Source organism: Brevibacterium yomogidense, from assembly GCF_900163715.1.
GTDB classification, from domain to species: domain Bacteria; phylum Actinomycetota; class Actinomycetes; order Actinomycetales; family Brevibacteriaceae; genus Brevibacterium; species Brevibacterium yomogidense_A.
The window spans coordinates 1-16,304 of the sequence record NZ_FWFF01000005.1 but is presented as its reverse complement, the minus strand read 5'-3'; the positions used below and the strand labels follow the sequence as shown (position 1 = coordinate 16,304).

At 68.5% G+C, this 16,304-nt stretch carries 15 protein-coding genes; 10 read left to right on the top strand and 5 right to left on the bottom strand.

All coding sequences use genetic code 11. The features are described 5' to 3' along the window. Nucleotides 1-5 precede the first annotated feature (5 nt). The 7 genes from FM105_RS03990 to zapE all read left to right on the top strand — a co-directional run bounded on the left by FM105_RS03990 (nucleotide 6) and on the right by zapE (nucleotide 7,669). Entirely contained in the window at nucleotides 6-1,577 is a 1,572-nt protein-coding gene (locus FM105_RS03990) for an ABC transporter ATP-binding protein (RefSeq protein WP_087005154.1), read from the top strand. Continuing rightward, entirely contained in the window at nucleotides 1,574-2,803 is a 1,230-nt protein-coding gene (locus FM105_RS03985) for an ABC transporter permease (RefSeq protein WP_087005151.1), read from the top strand. The genes FM105_RS03990 and FM105_RS03985 overlap by 4 nt, the downstream gene beginning before the upstream one ends. Next, complete coding sequence (locus FM105_RS03980) at nucleotides 2,800-4,098, top strand: ABC transporter permease (RefSeq protein ID WP_087005149.1); 1,299 nt, start codon at nucleotides 2,800-2,802, stop codon at nucleotides 4,096-4,098. The genes FM105_RS03985 and FM105_RS03980 overlap by 4 nt, the downstream gene beginning before the upstream one ends. After that, on the top strand, nucleotides 4,085-4,561 hold the full coding sequence (locus FM105_RS03975; RefSeq protein ID WP_087005147.1) for a cytidine deaminase: 477 nt from the start codon (nucleotides 4,085-4,087) through the stop codon (nucleotides 4,559-4,561). Before FM105_RS03980 ends, FM105_RS03975 begins: the two co-directional genes overlap by 14 nt. An 87-nt stretch (nucleotides 4,562-4,648) precedes the next feature. Next, a complete protein-coding gene (locus FM105_RS03970; protein WP_087005145.1) occupies nucleotides 4,649-5,935 on the top strand; it encodes a thymidine phosphorylase in 1,287 nt (428 codons plus the stop codon). A 62-nt stretch (nucleotides 5,936-5,997) separates the two neighbouring features. Next, entirely contained in the window at nucleotides 5,998-6,720 is a 723-nt protein-coding gene (deoC, locus tag FM105_RS03965) for a deoxyribose-phosphate aldolase (protein ID WP_087005142.1), read from the top strand. Between the two features lie 10 nt (nucleotides 6,721-6,730). Beyond that, entirely contained in the window at nucleotides 6,731-7,669 is a 939-nt protein-coding gene (zapE, locus tag FM105_RS03960) for a cell division protein ZapE (RefSeq protein ID WP_179207058.1), read from the top strand. A gap of 8 nt (nucleotides 7,670-7,677) precedes the next feature. Here the strand turns inward: zapE and FM105_RS03955 are convergent, their stop codons facing one another. Beyond that, complete coding sequence (locus FM105_RS03955; RefSeq protein ID WP_087005136.1) at nucleotides 7,678-8,184, bottom strand: hypothetical protein; 507 nt, start codon at nucleotides 8,182-8,184, stop codon at nucleotides 7,678-7,680. An 81-nt stretch (nucleotides 8,185-8,265) separates the two neighbouring features. Here FM105_RS03955 and FM105_RS03950 point away from each other — a divergent pair, with 81 nt between their 5' ends. Together FM105_RS03950 and FM105_RS03945 are read left to right on the top strand one after the other, a co-directional pair. Further along, nucleotides 8,266-8,460, top strand: coding sequence for a helix-turn-helix transcriptional regulator (locus FM105_RS03950; protein WP_087005134.1), 195 nt, complete (start codon nucleotides 8,266-8,268; stop codon nucleotides 8,458-8,460). Continuing rightward, complete coding sequence (locus FM105_RS03945) at nucleotides 8,447-8,905, top strand: hypothetical protein (RefSeq protein WP_087005131.1); 459 nt, start codon at nucleotides 8,447-8,449, stop codon at nucleotides 8,903-8,905. Before FM105_RS03950 ends, FM105_RS03945 begins: the two co-directional genes overlap by 14 nt. Nucleotides 8,906-8,921: 16 nt before the next feature. Here the strand turns inward: FM105_RS03945 and FM105_RS03940 are convergent, their stop codons facing one another. Beyond that, the gene (locus FM105_RS03940; protein ID WP_087005128.1) at nucleotides 8,922-10,835 is read right to left on the bottom strand and encodes a phospho-sugar mutase; all 1,914 of its coding nucleotides are present in this window, start codon (nucleotides 10,833-10,835) and stop codon (nucleotides 8,922-8,924) included. Nucleotides 10,836-10,839: 4 nt separating this feature from the next. Next, nucleotides 10,840-11,661, bottom strand: coding sequence for a purine-nucleoside phosphorylase (locus FM105_RS03935; protein WP_087005125.1), 822 nt, complete (start codon nucleotides 11,659-11,661; stop codon nucleotides 10,840-10,842). 141 nt (nucleotides 11,662-11,802) lie between these two features. Between FM105_RS03935 and FM105_RS03930 the strand changes: the two genes are divergently transcribed. Continuing rightward, entirely contained in the window at nucleotides 11,803-12,834 is a 1,032-nt protein-coding gene (locus tag FM105_RS03930; protein ID WP_256970216.1) for a GNAT family N-acetyltransferase, read from the top strand. Between the two features lie 36 nt (nucleotides 12,835-12,870). Here FM105_RS03930 and FM105_RS14485 read toward each other — a convergent pair whose 3' ends face one another. After that, nucleotides 12,871-13,050 carry a hypothetical protein gene (locus FM105_RS14485; RefSeq protein ID WP_143275814.1) on the bottom strand — a complete coding sequence of 60 codons (180 nt, stop codon included), beginning with the start codon at nucleotides 13,048-13,050 and terminating at the stop codon, nucleotides 12,871-12,873. A gap of 115 nt (nucleotides 13,051-13,165) precedes the next feature. Continuing rightward, on the bottom strand, nucleotides 13,166-16,276 hold the full coding sequence (locus FM105_RS03925) for a DEAD/DEAH box helicase (RefSeq protein ID WP_256970215.1): 3,111 nt from the start codon (nucleotides 16,274-16,276) through the stop codon (nucleotides 13,166-13,168). Nucleotides 16,277-16,304: the final 28 nt, after the last annotated feature.

Here is a 16,304-nt window from a genome sequence, read left to right as displayed (position 1 = left end):
CGCACGTGAAGCTCGAACTCAGAGGAATCACCAAGCGATTCGGCTCGTTCACCGCCAACGACTCGATCGACCTCGTCGTCGAACCCGGTGAGATCCATGCGCTGCTGGGGGAGAACGGGGCGGGCAAGTCCACTCTCATGAACACCCTCTACGGCCTCTACGCGCCGGAGGAGGGCGAGATCCTCATCGACGACCGCCCGGTGGCGTTCAGCGGTCCCGGCGACGCGGTGTCCGCAGGCATCGGCATGGTCCACCAGCACTTCATGCTGGTCCCCGTCTTCACCGTCGCGGAATCGGTGGCCCTGGGCTATGAGCCCACCAAGAGCGGCGCACTCCTGGACCTCGGCGAAGCCCGGCGGAAGGTCACGGAGATCTCCGCGCGCTTCGGCTTCCACATCGACCCCGACGCGGTCATCGAGGACCTGCCGGTGGGTGCGCAGCAGCGCGTCGAGATCATCAAGGCACTGTCCCGAGACGCGAAGATCCTCATCCTCGACGAGCCCACCGCCGTGCTCACACCGCAGGAGACGGACGAGCTGATCGAGATCATGCGCCAGCTCAAGGCGGGCGGCACGTCGATCGTCTTCATCACGCACAAGCTGCGCGAGGTCCGCGCCATCGCAGACGGGATCACCGTCATCCGCCGCGGCAAGGTGGTGGGCGAGGCCTCGCCCGAATCCAGCGAATCGGAGCTGGCGGGGCTCATGGTGGGCCGCGACGTCCACCTCACGACGGACAAGACGGACGCGGACCCGGGCGAAGCCACGTTCTCCGTGCGCGGGCTCACCGTCGTGGACAAGTCGGAGTCCGTCGTCGTCTCCGATGTGAGCCTCGACGTGCGACGGGGCGAGATCCTCGCGATCGCGGGTGTGGACGGCAACGGCCAGTCCGAGCTGGCGGAGGCGATCGTGGGCCTCGTCGAACCGCGCAGCGGCACGATCTCCCTGGACGGGGACGACCTCGCGGGCCTGTCTGTGAAGGAGCGCCTGCGCAAGGGGATCGGCTTCGTGCCGGAGGACCGCTCGACCGACGGGGTCATCGCCTCGTTCACGATCAGCGAGAACATGATCCTCGACCTCTACGATCAGCCCCCGTACGCCAAGGGGCTGTCGCTGCAGCCGGCCGTCGTGCGATCGGAGGCCGAAGAGAAGGTCAGCGAGTTCGACATCCGCCTCACGTCGATCGACGACCCGATCTCCACCCTGTCCGGCGGCAACCAGCAGAAGGTCGTGCTGTCCCGCGAGCTGGGCCGTCCGCTGCGCCTGCTCGTCGCCAGCCAGCCCACCCGCGGCCTGGACGTCGGCTCGATCGAGTTCGTCCACAAGCGCATCATCGCCGAACGCGACTCCGGCACACCCTGTGTCATCGTCTCCACGGAGCTCGACGAGGTGTTCAACATCGCCGACCGCATCGCCGTGATGTACCGCGGACGCATCGTCGGCGTCGTGCCGGCGGACACGCCGCGCGATGTCCTGGGCCTCATGATGGCGGGCGTGCCGGAGGACGAAGCACTGGCCCGCGTCGAGGACGGCTCCGCCGCGACGGAGATCTCTGCAGCTGAGGAGGACCCGGCATGACCGAGAAGACCGCGACCGGGCAGCCGGTACCCGCTGCACCGGAGGACGCAGCCGCGCCCGAGGCCCCCAGGCCGACCGTGCTGAGGGACATCCTCTCCGGGTCCTGGATGGTCTCCGTGCTCTCCATCTTCGTCGGACTGCTGGTGGGGGCCGTGCTGGTCGCCGCCGCAGACACGAGCGTGCAGGCCACGCTCGGCTACTTCTTCTCCCGACCCGCCGACTTCTTCGTGAGCGTGTGGCGGACGGTGAGCGAGGCGTATCTGGCGCTGTTCCGCGGTGCCGTCTTCGACTGGGAGGCGCAGTCGTTCGTGCGCGCCGTGCGTCCGTTCACGGAATCGCTCGTCGCCTCGGTCCCGCTGATCCTCGCGGGACTGGGCATAGCCCTGGGCTTCCGGTCCGGGCTCTTCAACATCGGCGGTCAGGGTCAGGTCATCCTCGGCGCGATCTTCGCCGGCTTCATCGGCTACTGGCTGACCCTCCCGCTGGGCCTCCACATGCTCGTCGCGATCGCGGCCGGCATCGTCGGGGGCGCGATCTGGGGCGGCATCGCCGGTGCGCTCAAGGCGCGCACGGGCGCCAACGAGGTGATCGTGACGATCATGCTGAACTCGATCGCGGGCTACCTCATCGCCTATCTGCTCAAGCAGGAGTGGTTCCGCCAGTCGGGCTCTGCGAACCCGCAGTCGCGCGCCGTCGACGAATCGGCAGCGCTCTTCCCGCTCCTGCCCGACCCGTTCCGCCTGAACGCAGGGTTCCTCGTCGCCGTCGTCGCGACCGTCTTCGTGTGGTGGCTGCTCGAGCGCTCGACGCTCGGGTTCGAGTTCCGCGCGGTGGGGGAGAACCCGGATGCGGCGCGGACGGCCGGCATCTCCGTGGGCCGCGTGACGTTCGTCGTGATGATGATCGCGGGCGCACTGGCGGGCCTCGCCGGTGCGGCACAGGTGCTGGGCACGGAGCAGAAGCTCACGATGGGCATCGGCGGATCCCTGGGCTTCGACGCGATCACCGTGGCGCTGCTGGGCAGATCCCGTCCGGTGGGCACATTCCTCGCCGGCCTGCTGTTCGGTGCGTTCAAGGCCGGCGGCTACACGATGCAGGCACAGACGGGCACACCGATCGACATCATCCTCGTCGTCCAGTCCGTCATCGTCCTCCTCATCGCGGCACCGCCCCTGGTCCGCGGGATCTTCAGACTGCCGGCACCGGTTGGGAAGGGAGCACGATGAGCACCTCGACTGAAACCCACATCCTGACGACACCGGGCGGAGGGCCCACACTGCGCTCGCCCATCGACTGGAAGTTCCCGATCGTCTACGGAGTGCTCGCGCTCGTCACGCTGCTGCTCTTCGGCCTGTTCGGCGGCACAGGGGGCAAGAGCACCACATTCTCGTTCGCCGCGGGCACCGACCTGTTCGGGATCCCGCCGCTCACGGTGTCCGCGATGGCGACCACCGTAGCCGTGGGCATCGTGCTCGTCGCCATGGCCGCGGTCGCGACCTGGCTGGCCGTGAAGCGCGAGAAGATCGGCATCTGGTTCCCGATCCTCTTCGGCGTCCTCTTCCTCTTCGCGTTCCTCACCTGGGCAGGTGCGGGCAACGGGCACATTCCGCTCACCCCGCTGCTGGCGGGCGCGCTCGCATTGTCGGTGCCTCTGATCTTCGGCGCGATGTGCGGGCTCGTCGGTGAGCGCTCCGGCGTCATCAACATCGCCATCGAAGGACAGCTGTTGGCCGGGGCGTTCCTCGCCGCAGTCGTCGCGTCGGCCGTGAAGAACCCCTACGCGGGTCTCATCGCGGCCCCCTTCGCCGGTGCGCTCGTCGCCGTCGTCCTGTCGTTCTTCGCGATCCGCTACTGGGTCGATCAGATCATCATCGGCGTCGTGCTGAACGTGCTGGTCGTCGGTGTCACGAGCTTCCTCTTCTCCACGGTGCTCACGCAGAACCCGGAGCTGTGGAACGCGCGCCAGGCGCTGCCGGTCATCCCGATCCCGCTGCTGGGGGACATCCCCGTCCTGGGACCGGTCCTCTTCCGGCAGTCGATCCTCGTCTACATCATGTACGTCGTCGTCGCGGTGCTCTACGTGGCGCTGTTCCACTCGAAGTGGGGCCTGCGCACCCGCGCGATCGGCGAGCACCCCAAGGCCGCGGACACCGTCGGCATCCCCGTGAACCGCAACCGGGTCATCAACGTGCTGATCGCCGGCGCCATCGCCGGTCTGGGCGGCGCGTTCTTCACAGTGGGATCGGGGCTGGCGTTCGGCAAGGAGATGTCCGCGGGGCAGGGCTTCATCGCGCTGGCCGCGATGATCCTCGGCAAGTGGAATCCGCTGGGGGCGGTCTTCGCCGCGCTCCTGTTCGGCTTCGCCCGCAACCTCGGCAACACCCTGTCGACGATGGGCACCCCGGTCCCCGGCGACCTGCTGCTCATGCTCCCGTACATCGTGACGATCTTCGCGGTCGCAGGCTTCGTCGGCCGCGTGCGCGCGCCCGCAGCGAACGGCAAGGCCTATGCCAAGCAGTGAGGTGCCGCGCGGCGAGGTGCCGAACAGTGAGGTGCCGCGCAGTGAGGCTCCCGACCACGGGATCGCAGCGCCTGGCCACTCCGTGACCTGGGACGACCTGCGCTCGCAGGCGAGGGCCGCGATGGCCCACGCGTACGTGCCGTACTCCCGCTACCCGGTGGGTGCGGCGGCCCTCGTGGACGACGGACGCGTCGTCACCGGCTGCAACGTGGAGAACGCGTCGTACGGCCTGGGCCTGTGCGCGGAGTGCGGCCTCGTGTCCGAACTCGCGCGCACCGGCGGTGGCAGACTGCTCGCATTCGCCTGTGTGGACGGGCAGGGGGAGCGGCTCGTGCCGTGCGGACGGTGCAGGCAGCTGCTCTACGAGTTCGGCGGACCGGATCTCCTGCTCGACATGCCGTCCGGCGTCCAGCCCATGTCGGTGGTCCTGCCGGACGCGTTCGGCCCGGACCACCTGCGATAACCTCCCCATCACAACTGCTCCCGCATCCTGGTGGGAGGCCTGGCCAAGCTCTATGCTGTCCAGCACAGCTTCTACGGAAGGACGATCATGGTCGAGCGGTTCGACGCAGTGGACATCATCACGACCAAGCGGGACGGCGGCACGCTGAGTCCCGATCAGATCGACTGGGTGCTGGACGCCTATACGCGAGGACGCGTGGGCGACGAGCAGATGGCGGCGCTCGCGATGGCGATCCGCATCCGCGGCATGGACTCCGGTGAGATCCGACAGTGGACCCGGGCGATGATCGCGTCGGGCGAGCGGATGGACTTCGGGACGCTGTCGAAGCCCACCGCTGACAAGCATTCCACCGGCGGGGTGGGCGACAAGATCACGCTGCCGCTGGCACCGCTCGTCGCCGTCTTCGGCGTCGCAGTCCCGCAGCTGTCGGGACGCGGGCTCGGCCACACCGGCGGCACCCTCGACAAGCTGGAATCGATCCCCGGCTGGCGCGCAGATCTCACGAACGAGGAGATCCACGCGCAGCTCGAGGACCTGGGCCCCGTCATCTGCGCGGCGGGCACCGGACTCGCACCGGCGGACAAGAAGCTCTACGCACTGCGCGACACCACAGGCACCGTCGACTCGATCCCGCTCATCGCCTCGTCGATCATGTCGAAGAAGATCGCAGAGGGCACGGGGACGCTCGTGCTCGACGTCAAGGTGGGCTCCGGCGCGTTCATGAAGCGCCTGCCCGACGCCCAGGAGCTCGCCCGGACGATGGTGGAGCTCGGGACCGGTGCGGGAGTGAGCACGTCCGCGCTCATCACCGACATGTCCGTGCCGCTGGGACGCACCGTCGGAAACGCGCTCGAGGTCCGGGAGTCGGTCGAAGTGCTCGCCGGCGGCGGGCCCAGGGACGTCGTGGAGCTGACCGTCGCGCTCGCGACTGAGATGGTGTCCCGCGCGGGGGAGGGCGAGCGCGATGTCGCGGCAGCGCTCAAGGACGGACGCGCGATGGACATGTGGCGGCGGATGATCTCCGCACAGGGCGGCGATCCTGATGCGCCCCTGCCGACAGCGCGGGAGAAGCAGCACGTGCGCGCGACGAAGTCCGGCATCGTCACGGAGATGGACGCGCTCCGCGTGGGCTACGCCTCGTGGCGCCTGGGTGCGGGGCGCGCCCGCAAGGGCGACGCGGTCCAGGCGGCCGCCGGCATCGAGATCCACAAGGTCGTGGGCGAGGCGATCGAGGCGGGCGAACCGCTCTTCACCCTCCACACGGATGAACCGAACCGCTTCGAGCGGGCCGTCGACATGCTCGACGGCGCGACGATCATCGACGGCAATGCGGCGCAGAGCCGCGGCTCGGTGATCCTCGATCGTGTGAGCTGACCCGCGATACGACCCTGTCCCACCCCCTACGCCGCACACTGAAGCGCTCTCGAGGAGACACGATGACCCACGCCGTCACCGCAGCGGATCTCGCCGCCCGCATCGACCACACCCTGCTCAAGCCGGAGTCCTCCTCCGCGGACTTCGCGGGGCTCGTCGCCGATGCCCGTGCACTGGGGGTGCTCGCCGTGTGCGTGTCACCGTCCGCGCTGCCGCTGAAGGACACGGGCGACCTCGTCATCGCGACGGTGTGCGGGTTCCCCTCCGGTGCCGTGCAGACCGACGTCAAGGCCGCCGAGGCCTCGCGCGCTGTGACCGACGGTGCCCGGGAGGTCGACATGGTCGTGAATCTGGGTCTCGTCAAGGACGGTGCGTGGGACCTGTTCGAGGCCGACGTCCGCGGGGTCGTGGGTGCGGTCGCCTCAGCCGCCCGGCGGCTGGGGCTGCCCGAGGCGGACGGTCCCGAGTCCGCGGCGAAGGGCGCCGCGATCGTCAAGGTCATCCTCGAGTCCGCGGCGCTGACGGATGAGGAGATCGTCGAGGCCTGCCGCAGGTCCGAGGCCGCGGGTGCCCACTATGTGAAGACGTCGACGGGCTTCCACCCGTCGGGCGGAGCGAGCGCGCACGCCGTCGCCCTCATGCGGGAGACCGTAGGGGACCGGCTGGGCGTCAAGGCGTCCGGTGGCGTGCGCACGCTCGAGGCGGCGCAGCAGATGCTCGATGCCGGTGCCTCGCGCCTGGGGCTGTCCGGCTCGAAGGTCATCCTCGACCAGCTGGCGGGCTGACCTCCGGCGAATGGAGCTGGATTCCGGTCAGCAGGCGGCGCTCGCGGCGCTGACGGCAGGGACGGCGCACGGGTTCTATCTGTGGGGTGACGTCGGTCGGGGCAAGACGATGCTCGCCGACCGGTTTGCGGCGTCGCTCGCCACCACCGAGGTGGAGCGCGTCCACTTCCATGGCTTCCTCCGAGCGCTGCACCGGCGGATCGCCGCGGAGCGAGCGCCGCTCCCACGCGTGCTGTCACAGATGCTGGGTGACGTGCGGGTGCTCGTCTTCGACGAGTTCCACGTGCACGATGTCGCAGACGCCGTGTTCCTCACTGCACTCCTAGAACACGTCCTCGAGCATCGGATCCTGCTGGTGGCGACGTCGAACTACCCGCCGCAGGAGCTTCTGCCCGACCCGCTGTTCCACCATCGGATGGAGAAGGCGATCGGACTCATCGAGGAGCACCTCACAGTGGTGCCGATCGGGGATGGTCCGGACTATCGGGGTGCCGCTCCCTCGCAGGAGCGGACGGGGTTCGCCGCAGGCCGCTGGGTGATCGGGAGCGGACCGGATGGCGCGGGTGATCGCGCAGACCGTGCTGCGCGGCCTGTGACTGGGCAGCCTGTCGTCGTGCGCGCGGCGGGAATCCCCGTCCAGGCGCTGCACGTGACCGACACGGAGCTGGTGTGCACCTTCTCCGCCGTGTGCGAACAGGCAGTCGGCACACATCAGTACCTCTGGATCGCGGAGAGCTTCCAGACCGTCACGATCGTGGACGTCCCGGACCTGGCCGCTGTGCGGCGCGACGCGCTGCTGCGATTCGCGCTGCTCGCGGACATTCTGTGTGACCGGGAGACGGCGCTCGTCGTGCACGCGAGGTCGGAGGCCGCGCGCCTCCTGCTGGCGGATGAGCCGCCGCGCGATGCGTCCCGCACCCTGAGCCGTCTGTCACTGCTGGGGCGCTGAGCAGCGCGTCAGCGCAGCATGTTCACCCCGAGGGCGGCGAGGGTGCCGAAGCCCACGCCCCAGAGGGTGATCCCGACGATCTGCCAGCCGATGACCGCGTTCCTGCTGGCGCCGAAGCCGACCATCATCGCCGACGTGATCTGGCTCGGCAGCAGCCACTGCCCCAGCAGGCTCACGCCGGGGACGCCGAACCGGTCGAAGGCCCGCTTGACCTTCTCCTTCTTCCGCGAGCGGGTCTCCGCGCGCTCAGGATCCTCTGCGTCCGTCGTGCCCCTCGCACCGCGAGCGCCGACGGCCTTCCGCCGTCCCGCGTCCGCGAGGAGGACGAGGACGAGCATGCACACGGCGTTGCCGACGATCGCCGCGAGGATCGCGATGGGGGCGGGAATCCCGACGACCACGCCGATCGCGGATCCCAGGTACGACTCGACGAACGGGATCGCTCCGATGAGCATGACTCCGAGCCATTGCAGCGCTCCGGGCAGTGATGAGGTGAAATCGATGAGCTGGTCCACAGGGTCTCCCAAGAGTGTCAAGTGCGCTTTACCCGTCAAGCGTGCTTTACAGGTGGATCCTCTGTCAAGTAGATTTGACACATGGAGAGTCGGATCCGTGAACTGCGGACGGAGAGCGGCCTGTCGCAGCAGGCGCTCGCCACTGAGGTCGGCGTTTCCCGGCAGACGATCAACTCCCTCGAGAAGGGGCGCTACGATCCATCGCTCAAGCTGGCGGTGCACTTGGCGCGCTTCTTCGGGGAGACGGTGGAGGAGGTCTTCGATGTCGACGGATGAGGGATCGGCGAATCATCGATCCGGCGGACGCGGTCGACCTCCGGAGCGATTCCGCGTGTCGCCGATCAATGTCGTCTTCACTCTGCTGTTCCTCACAGGCAGCGTGCTCTTCTTCGTCTACGACACGTGGCTGACCGGCACGGTCTTCCTCGTCGCCGCGGTGTGCCAGTATTCCTTCGCCGTGTTCACGCGCCGCGGTCGCTCAGGGTCCGACCTGTGGCGGATGAGCGTGTTCGAACCCAGCGATGAGCGCGACCGGGCCATCCTCAGGAAGGCATCCGCCTTCGTCGCGTATGTCGTGGCGACCGGCAGCATGGTCGTCTTCCTGGCAGCGCTGCTGTTCCTACGATCCGAGGGAGTGCTCGTCGTCTATCTCGCGTTCCAGGCGATGGCCGTCAACCTCCTGTGGGGCGTCACGATTTGGGTCGTGGCCCGCCGGAGCTGAGGGTGAGTGCCCGTTCTCAGAGCCGGAAGAAGGCGCGCAGGTCAGCGGCCATCATCGTGAGACGGACACCTGCGACGTCCCAGGCCGGACCCACGAGCACATGGGGATCCGCCCGTGCCGGGTCCTTCGCGGCGAGCTGCGGGTCCACGGGCTCGATGTCCTCGACCGCTTCGAGGTAGCACTTGAGCTTGGGCTCCGTGCCCGAGGGCCGCACGATCGCCCGGTCGCCCGTCTGCGTGAGGATGACGATCCCGTCCGTGGGGGCGAGGTCCCCGTACCCCACGGTCATGTCGAAGACCTCTGTGACAGGTGACCCGCCCAGCTCTGTCGGGGGATTCGCGCGCAGTGCTGTCATGGCCTCGGCGATGAGGGCGGTGTCCTCAAGGCGGAACGTGAGCGGCTGGGTGCGGAAGACGCCGTCGGTGGCGCGGATGCGGGCGAGCTCGTCCGGGATCGTCCGGCCCGCCGCGCGCAGGCGCGAGGCGTACGCGGCGAACAGCAGTGCGGCGCTGATCCCGTCCTTGTCGCGGACCGTGTCCGGATCCACGCAGTAGCCCAGGGCCTCCTCGTATCCGTAGACGATGCCCGGGACGCGGGAGATCCATTTGAAGCCGGTGAGCGTCGGTGTGTGCGCGATCCCGTGCCGTTCCGCCAGTGCAGCGAGTGCGCGCGAGGACACGACGGAGCTCGCGAAGACCGGACGCTGGTCCTGGTCTGAGTCCACGGCAGACTCCTCGGCCGAGTCCACGGCAGTTTCGTCCGACGGCGCCTCGGCCTCGGCGAGTCGGAGGGCGACGGCCTCGCCCAGGAGGAGGCCGACCTCGTCGCCGGACAGCTGGTACCAGCCCGAACCGTCGGGGGAGGGGACGGCGGCGGACAGGCGGTCCGCATCCGGGTCGTTCGCCAGGATGAGGTCCGCGGTCACGTCGTCCGCCAGGGCGGTCGCCTCATCGAGGGCGCCGTCCTCCTCCGGGTTGGGGAACGCGACGGTCGGGAAGTCCGGATCGGGGTCCCGCTGGGACTCCACGGGGTGGACGTCTGCGAAGCCGGCCTTCTCCAGACCGCGGGCGAGCGTCGTCGCGCCGACACCGTGCAGCGCCGTCGTGACGATGCGCAGCGCACCGCGCGGGTCTGCGACGGCTGCGAGGCGTGCGAGCGACTCGAGGTAGGCGGTGACGACCTCCGACCCCAGCGACTCCCAGCCGGAGCCCGCGCGCGGGACGGAGGCGACGGCCTCGACGGCGGCGATGCGGTCGGCGATGAGCTCGTCCGCCGGTGGCACGATCTGTGCGCCGGTGCCGTGGGCGGCCGGCTCCGGTCCGTCCAGAGCGGTGAGCGGGCGGGTGCCCAGGTAGACCTTGTAGCCGTTGTCGCGGGGAGGGTTGTGAGAAGCGGTGACCATGACCCCGGCATCGGCGTCGAGATGCTGGACGGCGAACGCGAGGACGGGCGTGGGCAGCTTCGCCGGCAGCAGCAGGGCGCGGCCGCCCGCAGCGGTGACGACGGAGGCGGTGTCACGCGCGAAGTCGGCGGACCCGTAGCGGGCGTCGCAGCCGATGACGACGGTGAACGGCGTCGAGTCTGCAGCACCGGAGGCCGCGTCAGCACCGGACCCTGCGTCGCCGCCCTGCGTGTGCTCGGCGAGGAACGCGGAGAGCCCCGCCGCCGCACGGATCACGACGGCCCGATTCATCCGGTGGGGGCCCGCGGCGATCTCACCGCGCAGACCGGCCGTGCCGAACTCCAGCGGTCCGGAGAACCTGTCAGAGAGGTCCGCGAGCGCCTCGGCGGAGGCGGGTCCGGCCTCGGCCGTCGCGGCCTCGAGCAGCTCGCTCAGCTCCGCGCGGGTGACGGGGTCCGGATCATCGGCGATCCAGGCGCGGACGATGTCCGCATCGAAACCGGACGTGAAGCCGCTGGCGACGCGCACTCCCTCAGCCCTCCGAGATCTTCGTGACGATGCGGGCGAGCAGCTGCGAGATCCGCGGCCCGGCCTCCTGGCCCGCCTCGATGACCTCCTGGTGGCTGAGCGGGGTCTCCTGGATGCCCGCCGCGAGGTTCGTCACGAGCGACAGGCCCATGATCTCCAGTCCTGCGGCACGGGCTGCGATCGCCTCGAGCGCCGTCGACATGCCCACGAGGTCGCCGCCCAGCGTCTTCGCCATGCGCACCTCTGCGGGGGTCTCGTACTGGGGTCCGGAGAACTGGACGTAGACGCCCTCCGGGAGGCTCGGGTCGATCTCACGCGCGACGTCGCGCAGGCGCGAAGAGTAGAGGTCGGTGAGATCGACGAAGTTCGCGCCGGTGAGCGGGGTGGCGCCGGTGAGGTTGATGTGGTCCTCGAGGAGGACGACGGAACCCGCCGAGTACTCCGGGTTGAGGCCCCCGCACCCGTTGGTGAGGACGAGCGTCGAGCAGCCGGCTGCCGCGGCGACGCGCACTCCGTGGGCGGTGGCGGCGGCATCGCGGCCCTCGTAGAAGTGTCGACGCGCACCCAGCACCAGCGCGTGCGTGCCGTTCTCCAGGCGGATGGTCCGCAGGCGGCCGCCGTGGCCGGGGACGGAGGGGGCGTGGAAGCCGGGGACGTCCTCGGCTGCGGTGTCCGCGATGGTCTCGCCCAGCAGGTCGGCGGCGCCGCCCCAGCCGGAGCCCAGGACCAGGGCGATGTCGTGGCGTTCGATCCCCGCCGCCTCGGCGAGTACCCGGGCGGCCTGCTGTGCGGTGACCATCGCCGCATCGGTGTCATGTGCGCTCATATTCTCGAAGGGTACCGGGCGCGGGCGGCCGGGTCATGCCCCTCGCGCAGAGAAGCCGGTTGGCGTGCCTCGAGAAGGGGTGGCATGCCTCGATAGGATCGACGCAGTCCCGGCCAGTCCATCCCCGCTCAGGAGGCCCCCATGGCGCCCAGCACACCCGAGAAGCCCCGCATGACCGGCTCCGTTGCCATCCGCCCGTGGCGAGACGGCGACGACCGGGCGCTCGCCCAGGTCCTCCCGGACCCGGGCAGCCCCGCCCAGCTCGCAGCGCGCGCCCTGCTGCGGGAGCCGGGGGAGTCTCCCCTCACCCGCACACTCGTCGCCGTCGTCGACTCCGTCGTCGTGGGCGCGGCCGCGATCGCTGCGTCTCCTGCCCATCCCGGCCGTGCCTGGATCCACGTCGAGGTGGCGCCGGAGGAGCGACGGTCAGGTGTCGGTTCCGCCCTGCTCGAGGCCGCCGCCGCCGAGGCCTCCGGGACTGCGCTGGATGGGCTGGGTCTGCGGACGCGGATCGTCGCTGGAGACCCCGAGACCGGGGCTTTCGCTCATGCGCGGGGCTTCGCGGATCTGTTCACGACGCGGATCATCCTCATTGATGCGGGTGCGTTGGGTGCAGCAGGGCTTGAGCGCGCGGAGGATCTCCAGGTCATCGATACCGGTTCTGTCGCCCTCACGCAGGCCTTCGCAGGATGGTACGAGCGAGTCAACGAGCTGGATCCCGCTGCCCCGATGAGCATCGGCCAGGTGAACACCCGCTTCCTGTCCGAGGCCGCAGGTGCGCATGGCGCAGCACTGTGGCGCCCGGACGTGGACGGTGGCGGGGCAGACATCAACAAGCGTCCTGTCACGGCGTTCGCGGTGTCGTATGCGCAGAAGCCTTCTGAAGACGCGGAGGTGCAGGCGGCGGAGGCATCTGTCGTCCCGGAGGACGACGATCACGTCTTCGCGCTCAGCGGCGGTGAGGATGCGACGGAGTTGACCATCGGCAGTGTGGACGGTGAGGTGCAGGACCTGCGGTCGCTCGTGGCGCGCCTGTCGGTCGACACCCCGGTGGTCGTCGAGGTGACGGACGCGATGGAGACGGAATCCGCGCTGGTCGAGGAGCTGCTGGCATCGGGCAGCGCGCGAATCCTCACGGCCTACACGACGCTGGTGCGCGACCCGCAGGGGTGAGGCCGTCCGCACTTCTGTCACCGGTCGAGATTCCTGTCACCGGTCGAGGCCCGGTGCACGGAGGCGAATCGGTGTGGTGGTTTCGGCTGTGAGCCACCAGTGAGCGTCCGCGCGGTGCGGTATCGGGGCGAGTGCGCGGTGACCGGCCACGCGCAGCGATTCGCCCGACCACGTGCCGAGGAGCAGGGTCAGCCCGGCCCCGTCCATGGGGGTCATACTCGGTAGGAACCTGGGAGAGGCACCGCCGAACCTGGTCGTGCGCGAAGCTCCGAATGCTGCGGACGGGCTTCCGGGGACGAAGCAGACCTGGCTGTGATTCGAGGCCGTGGCATCAGTCTGGGGACGACGACTCCGCGTGAAGGTCCGATGGGCCTCGATAGCTGAGTTTGACGACGCTGGCGGCGCTTGCCCCTGTGACGCTCAGCAGGCCGCGCCGATTCGGATTGAGCGGCACTTTGAGCAGACCGGCTCGTCGGCCGTCCGCGGACTCGAGGACGGTCTCGCCGCTGGCATGCGACGCGGCCCGATACGGGGTTCCGCTACTAGGCTGGTGATCGCGGAGCCACGTCACGGCCGCGTCCTCGACCGTGTGGATCCATGTTTTCTCCGGTGCGGCAGCGCTACGGTTAATGAAGCCAACCCACAGCTCGTGGGATGACGCGGTCGGCCAGTCGGTGTCGTTCGCACGTTGCTTCACATCCTCCGAGTTCATCCATTGGTGAAGCTCCGTCACGGTAGTGAAGGTGCCGGCCGCGGCTGCGACCGCGGCGAGAGCCCCGGCACGGGAGGGGAATCCGGCCTGCATGAGCAGCGCGGCAGGGCGGCTTAGGGTCCCTGTCTCCACTGCCGCCACAGCGAGGCCATACTCGTCGGTGGAGAACGTCCAGGGTCCCCCGATTGGGTCCTCGTGAGCCGTGGCTCGGACCCGGACCGCTTCTAGCGCCCATGGCAGCCTGTAGGCCAACGAATCCTCGATGAACTCCAGTGTCTCCGTGATCTCGTCTCTTACCATCTGGGCGGCATCCTCGCCGCGAAGCCATGCGGCGAGGATGTCTTCCCACTGTGGAGGAAGCGTGCGGGGTGCGAAGGGGTGGATGTCGAACGCGATCGTGGCGAAGCAGGTGAGGGCGTCGATTACGGCCTGGTCGTCGCCATGCTGAATGCCTTGTTCTGCGTCGTGCAGATGCGATTCCAAGGTGCGGGCGTGTTCGTCGAGTTGACGTCCGGTTTCGAGGCCGACTCCCGCGAGGAAATAGCCTCGGCGCTGTGCTGGGGTGGACTGGCTCCAGAGAAATCGTGTGCGAGCGGTCAGGCCGGCTCGAATCGCTGTTTGAACCGGCTCCGTCCGTCGAGCCAGGCTCCTGGCCCACAGGGAGGAGGCGAGCACGTCATCGAGAGCCTGCTCAAATCCGTCCTCGGCAATCACGGAATCGCTGAGGAGGCTGAGGAGGGCGTTGTCGAGGCTGGCGAGCTGCGAGCGCCACACAGTTCGGGCCCTCTCAGCTTCCTCGTCGGTCTCGGCAGCGACTTCTGGGTAGTCCCAAGCCGCGGTGCCGGCGACGTAGTCCAGCAGTGCATTCAGGTCGTTGACGCCCAGCTTCGACTGCATCCTGACGAACAGGTTCACCACCAGCTGCAGCATGCCGCTTTCCACGTCTCGCAGAGCGGTGTCCTCGACCAACTGCCTCCAGTTCCGCCGGCCTTGGGACACGTCCTTGAAGATCGGGTGGACGACGAGGCCGATCGAATCCACGAACGCTCGGCCAGCCCTGCCGACGATGTTGCGGAACTCGGACGCCTTGATCAGCTGCCGACTGCGCCAGAGGCTGTGCATCACCAGGGCGCTCGCTGAGAGGTTGAGCCCCTGCGCAAGGGTCGGTGACGAGACCGTGACCTTCAGTGCTCCTCGCTGTAGCAGCCTCTCGATCTCCCTTCGGTAGGGCGCGGGGAGCGAGCCGTGGTGGATCGCCACGCCGAGTCGCAGACACGCGAGGATCGGGTGATCTCGGCCGAACCATTCCTCTCCGATCGCGATAGCTGAGGCGAGACAGTCCGGATCTCCGGCTAAGACGTTTCGGAGCGCTCCCTGCCTGTGAAGGGTGACGATGACCTTGGCAAAGGCGTTCACCGACGCCTTGAGCGGGCAATAGATCAGGACGGTCTGCCCGTCGTCGACGAGCCGCCAGGCGGTGGCGAGCGTCAGTTCCTGCTGATTTTTGGGGAACGGCGTCGTCCTGCGGCTGATCGCAGGAACGAAGGGCTCAAGGAAGCGCGGTACGAAGGGCTCTTCGTCGCCCACGATGATACTAAGGCGGGCTCGATCGTCTTGCCAGATCACTTCGCCATATCGGAGCCTCGTCGGTCGCCACGAACTCGCGATGAGACCGTTGGGCTGGTCATCGGTCAGCCAGTTCACGAAGTCTTCCACCTCGTTTCCCTCTGGCAGGATCGCCGAGAGACAGATGATGCGTCTGGTGTCCGCATCGGGACGGCGCAGCAGACGTTGAACCTGCACTTCATATCGGACTTCGCGCTCGTCCGCGCCGATCATGTGTCCCTCGTCGAGGACGACAAGTCCTACGTCGTCTAAGAGCCTGGGGTCGTTGCGCAGGGCGAAGTCGAGCTTCTCCGGGGTGGCGACGACGATGTCCCTTTCCCGCAGCAGGTCCTCGTCGACGCTGCTGGCGCCGATCGCACCGTAGAGGGACGTGACGGTCTTCCCCAAAGGGGTGAAGGTGCGCTGCAGAGCCGTTTCGGTCTGGGCCGACAGCGCCCGCAGTGGGGTCACGAAGACAACCCGCCGGCCTTCGGCGAGGCACGCGAGGATGCAGAGCTCGGCGATCCGGGTTTTGCCGGCGCTCGTCGGCAGAGACAACACGAGGTTCTCGCTGGTGTTCAGTACCCGCTCTGCGGCGGCGAGTTGCGAGGGCCACAGGTCGATCTCCGAACGTCGCCTCCGGAAGAGAGATGCGATGAAGGTCGCACGTAACCCTGCCCAGTCGCTCCCGTCACTATCGAGGGGGCCCTCCGGGATCAGGCGATGGAAACTGGCATCCCACAGACCGCGGAGCAGGTGAATCGCGAGTCGATGGCACCACCACTGAGGAATCATATTCAGTTCGCTGGCGGCTCTGAGACCGACCTGTAGTGTGGCGAGAGCCTCATCCAGCAGTGCTTCCTCGCCCCGTTCGAACGCGAGCAGGGCCATGCTGATCGCACTGACGAACGCGTCAGTCAGTGCGAGGTCGACTACGTCGATGACATCGGTGTCGCCGTGGTTCTCACCGGGACGCTCGTCGCTGATGGGCTCGAGGAGCCCACGCAACGTCTCAACGAGGTTGGTGTCTGCTGCTGCGTCCTGGTCGCGGTGGCTCAAGATGAGCGTGGCCAGAGTGTCGAGTTCTCTGCGGATGATGGGGACTGCTGCACGAATAGGTGACATCTGATCTGGCTTGCCCGAGCGGTGGGCC

Excerpts from the sequence above, each read along its gene's own strand:
- FM105_RS03950 (WP_087005134.1), top strand. The coding sequence starts at position 8,266 with ATGGAGAGTCGGATCCGTGAACTGCGGACGGAGAGCGGCCTGTCGCAG.
- FM105_RS03925 (WP_256970215.1), bottom strand. The coding sequence starts at position 16,276 with ATGTCACCTATTCGTGCAGCAGTCCCCATCATCCGCAGAGAACTCGAC.
- FM105_RS03980 (WP_087005149.1), top strand. The coding sequence starts at position 2,800 with ATGAGCACCTCGACTGAAACCCACATCCTGACGACACCGGGCGGAGGG.
- FM105_RS03985 (WP_087005151.1), top strand. The coding sequence starts at position 1,574 with ATGACCGAGAAGACCGCGACCGGGCAGCCGGTACCCGCTGCACCGGAG.
- FM105_RS03975 (WP_087005147.1), top strand. The coding sequence starts at position 4,085 with ATGCCAAGCAGTGAGGTGCCGCGCGGCGAGGTGCCGAACAGTGAGGTG.
- FM105_RS03935 (WP_087005125.1), bottom strand. The coding sequence starts at position 11,661 with ATGAGCGCACATGACACCGATGCGGCGATGGTCACCGCACAGCAGGCC.
- FM105_RS03945 (WP_087005131.1), top strand. The coding sequence starts at position 8,447 with ATGTCGACGGATGAGGGATCGGCGAATCATCGATCCGGCGGACGCGGT.
- zapE (WP_179207058.1), top strand. The coding sequence starts at position 6,731 with ATGGAGCTGGATTCCGGTCAGCAGGCGGCGCTCGCGGCGCTGACGGCA.
- FM105_RS03930 (WP_256970216.1), top strand. The coding sequence starts at position 11,803 with ATGGCGCCCAGCACACCCGAGAAGCCCCGCATGACCGGCTCCGTTGCC.
- FM105_RS03970 (WP_087005145.1), top strand. The coding sequence starts at position 4,649 with ATGGTCGAGCGGTTCGACGCAGTGGACATCATCACGACCAAGCGGGAC.
- deoC (WP_087005142.1), top strand. The coding sequence starts at position 5,998 with ATGACCCACGCCGTCACCGCAGCGGATCTCGCCGCCCGCATCGACCAC.
- FM105_RS14485 (WP_143275814.1), bottom strand. The coding sequence starts at position 13,050 with ATGACCCCCATGGACGGGGCCGGGCTGACCCTGCTCCTCGGCACGTGG.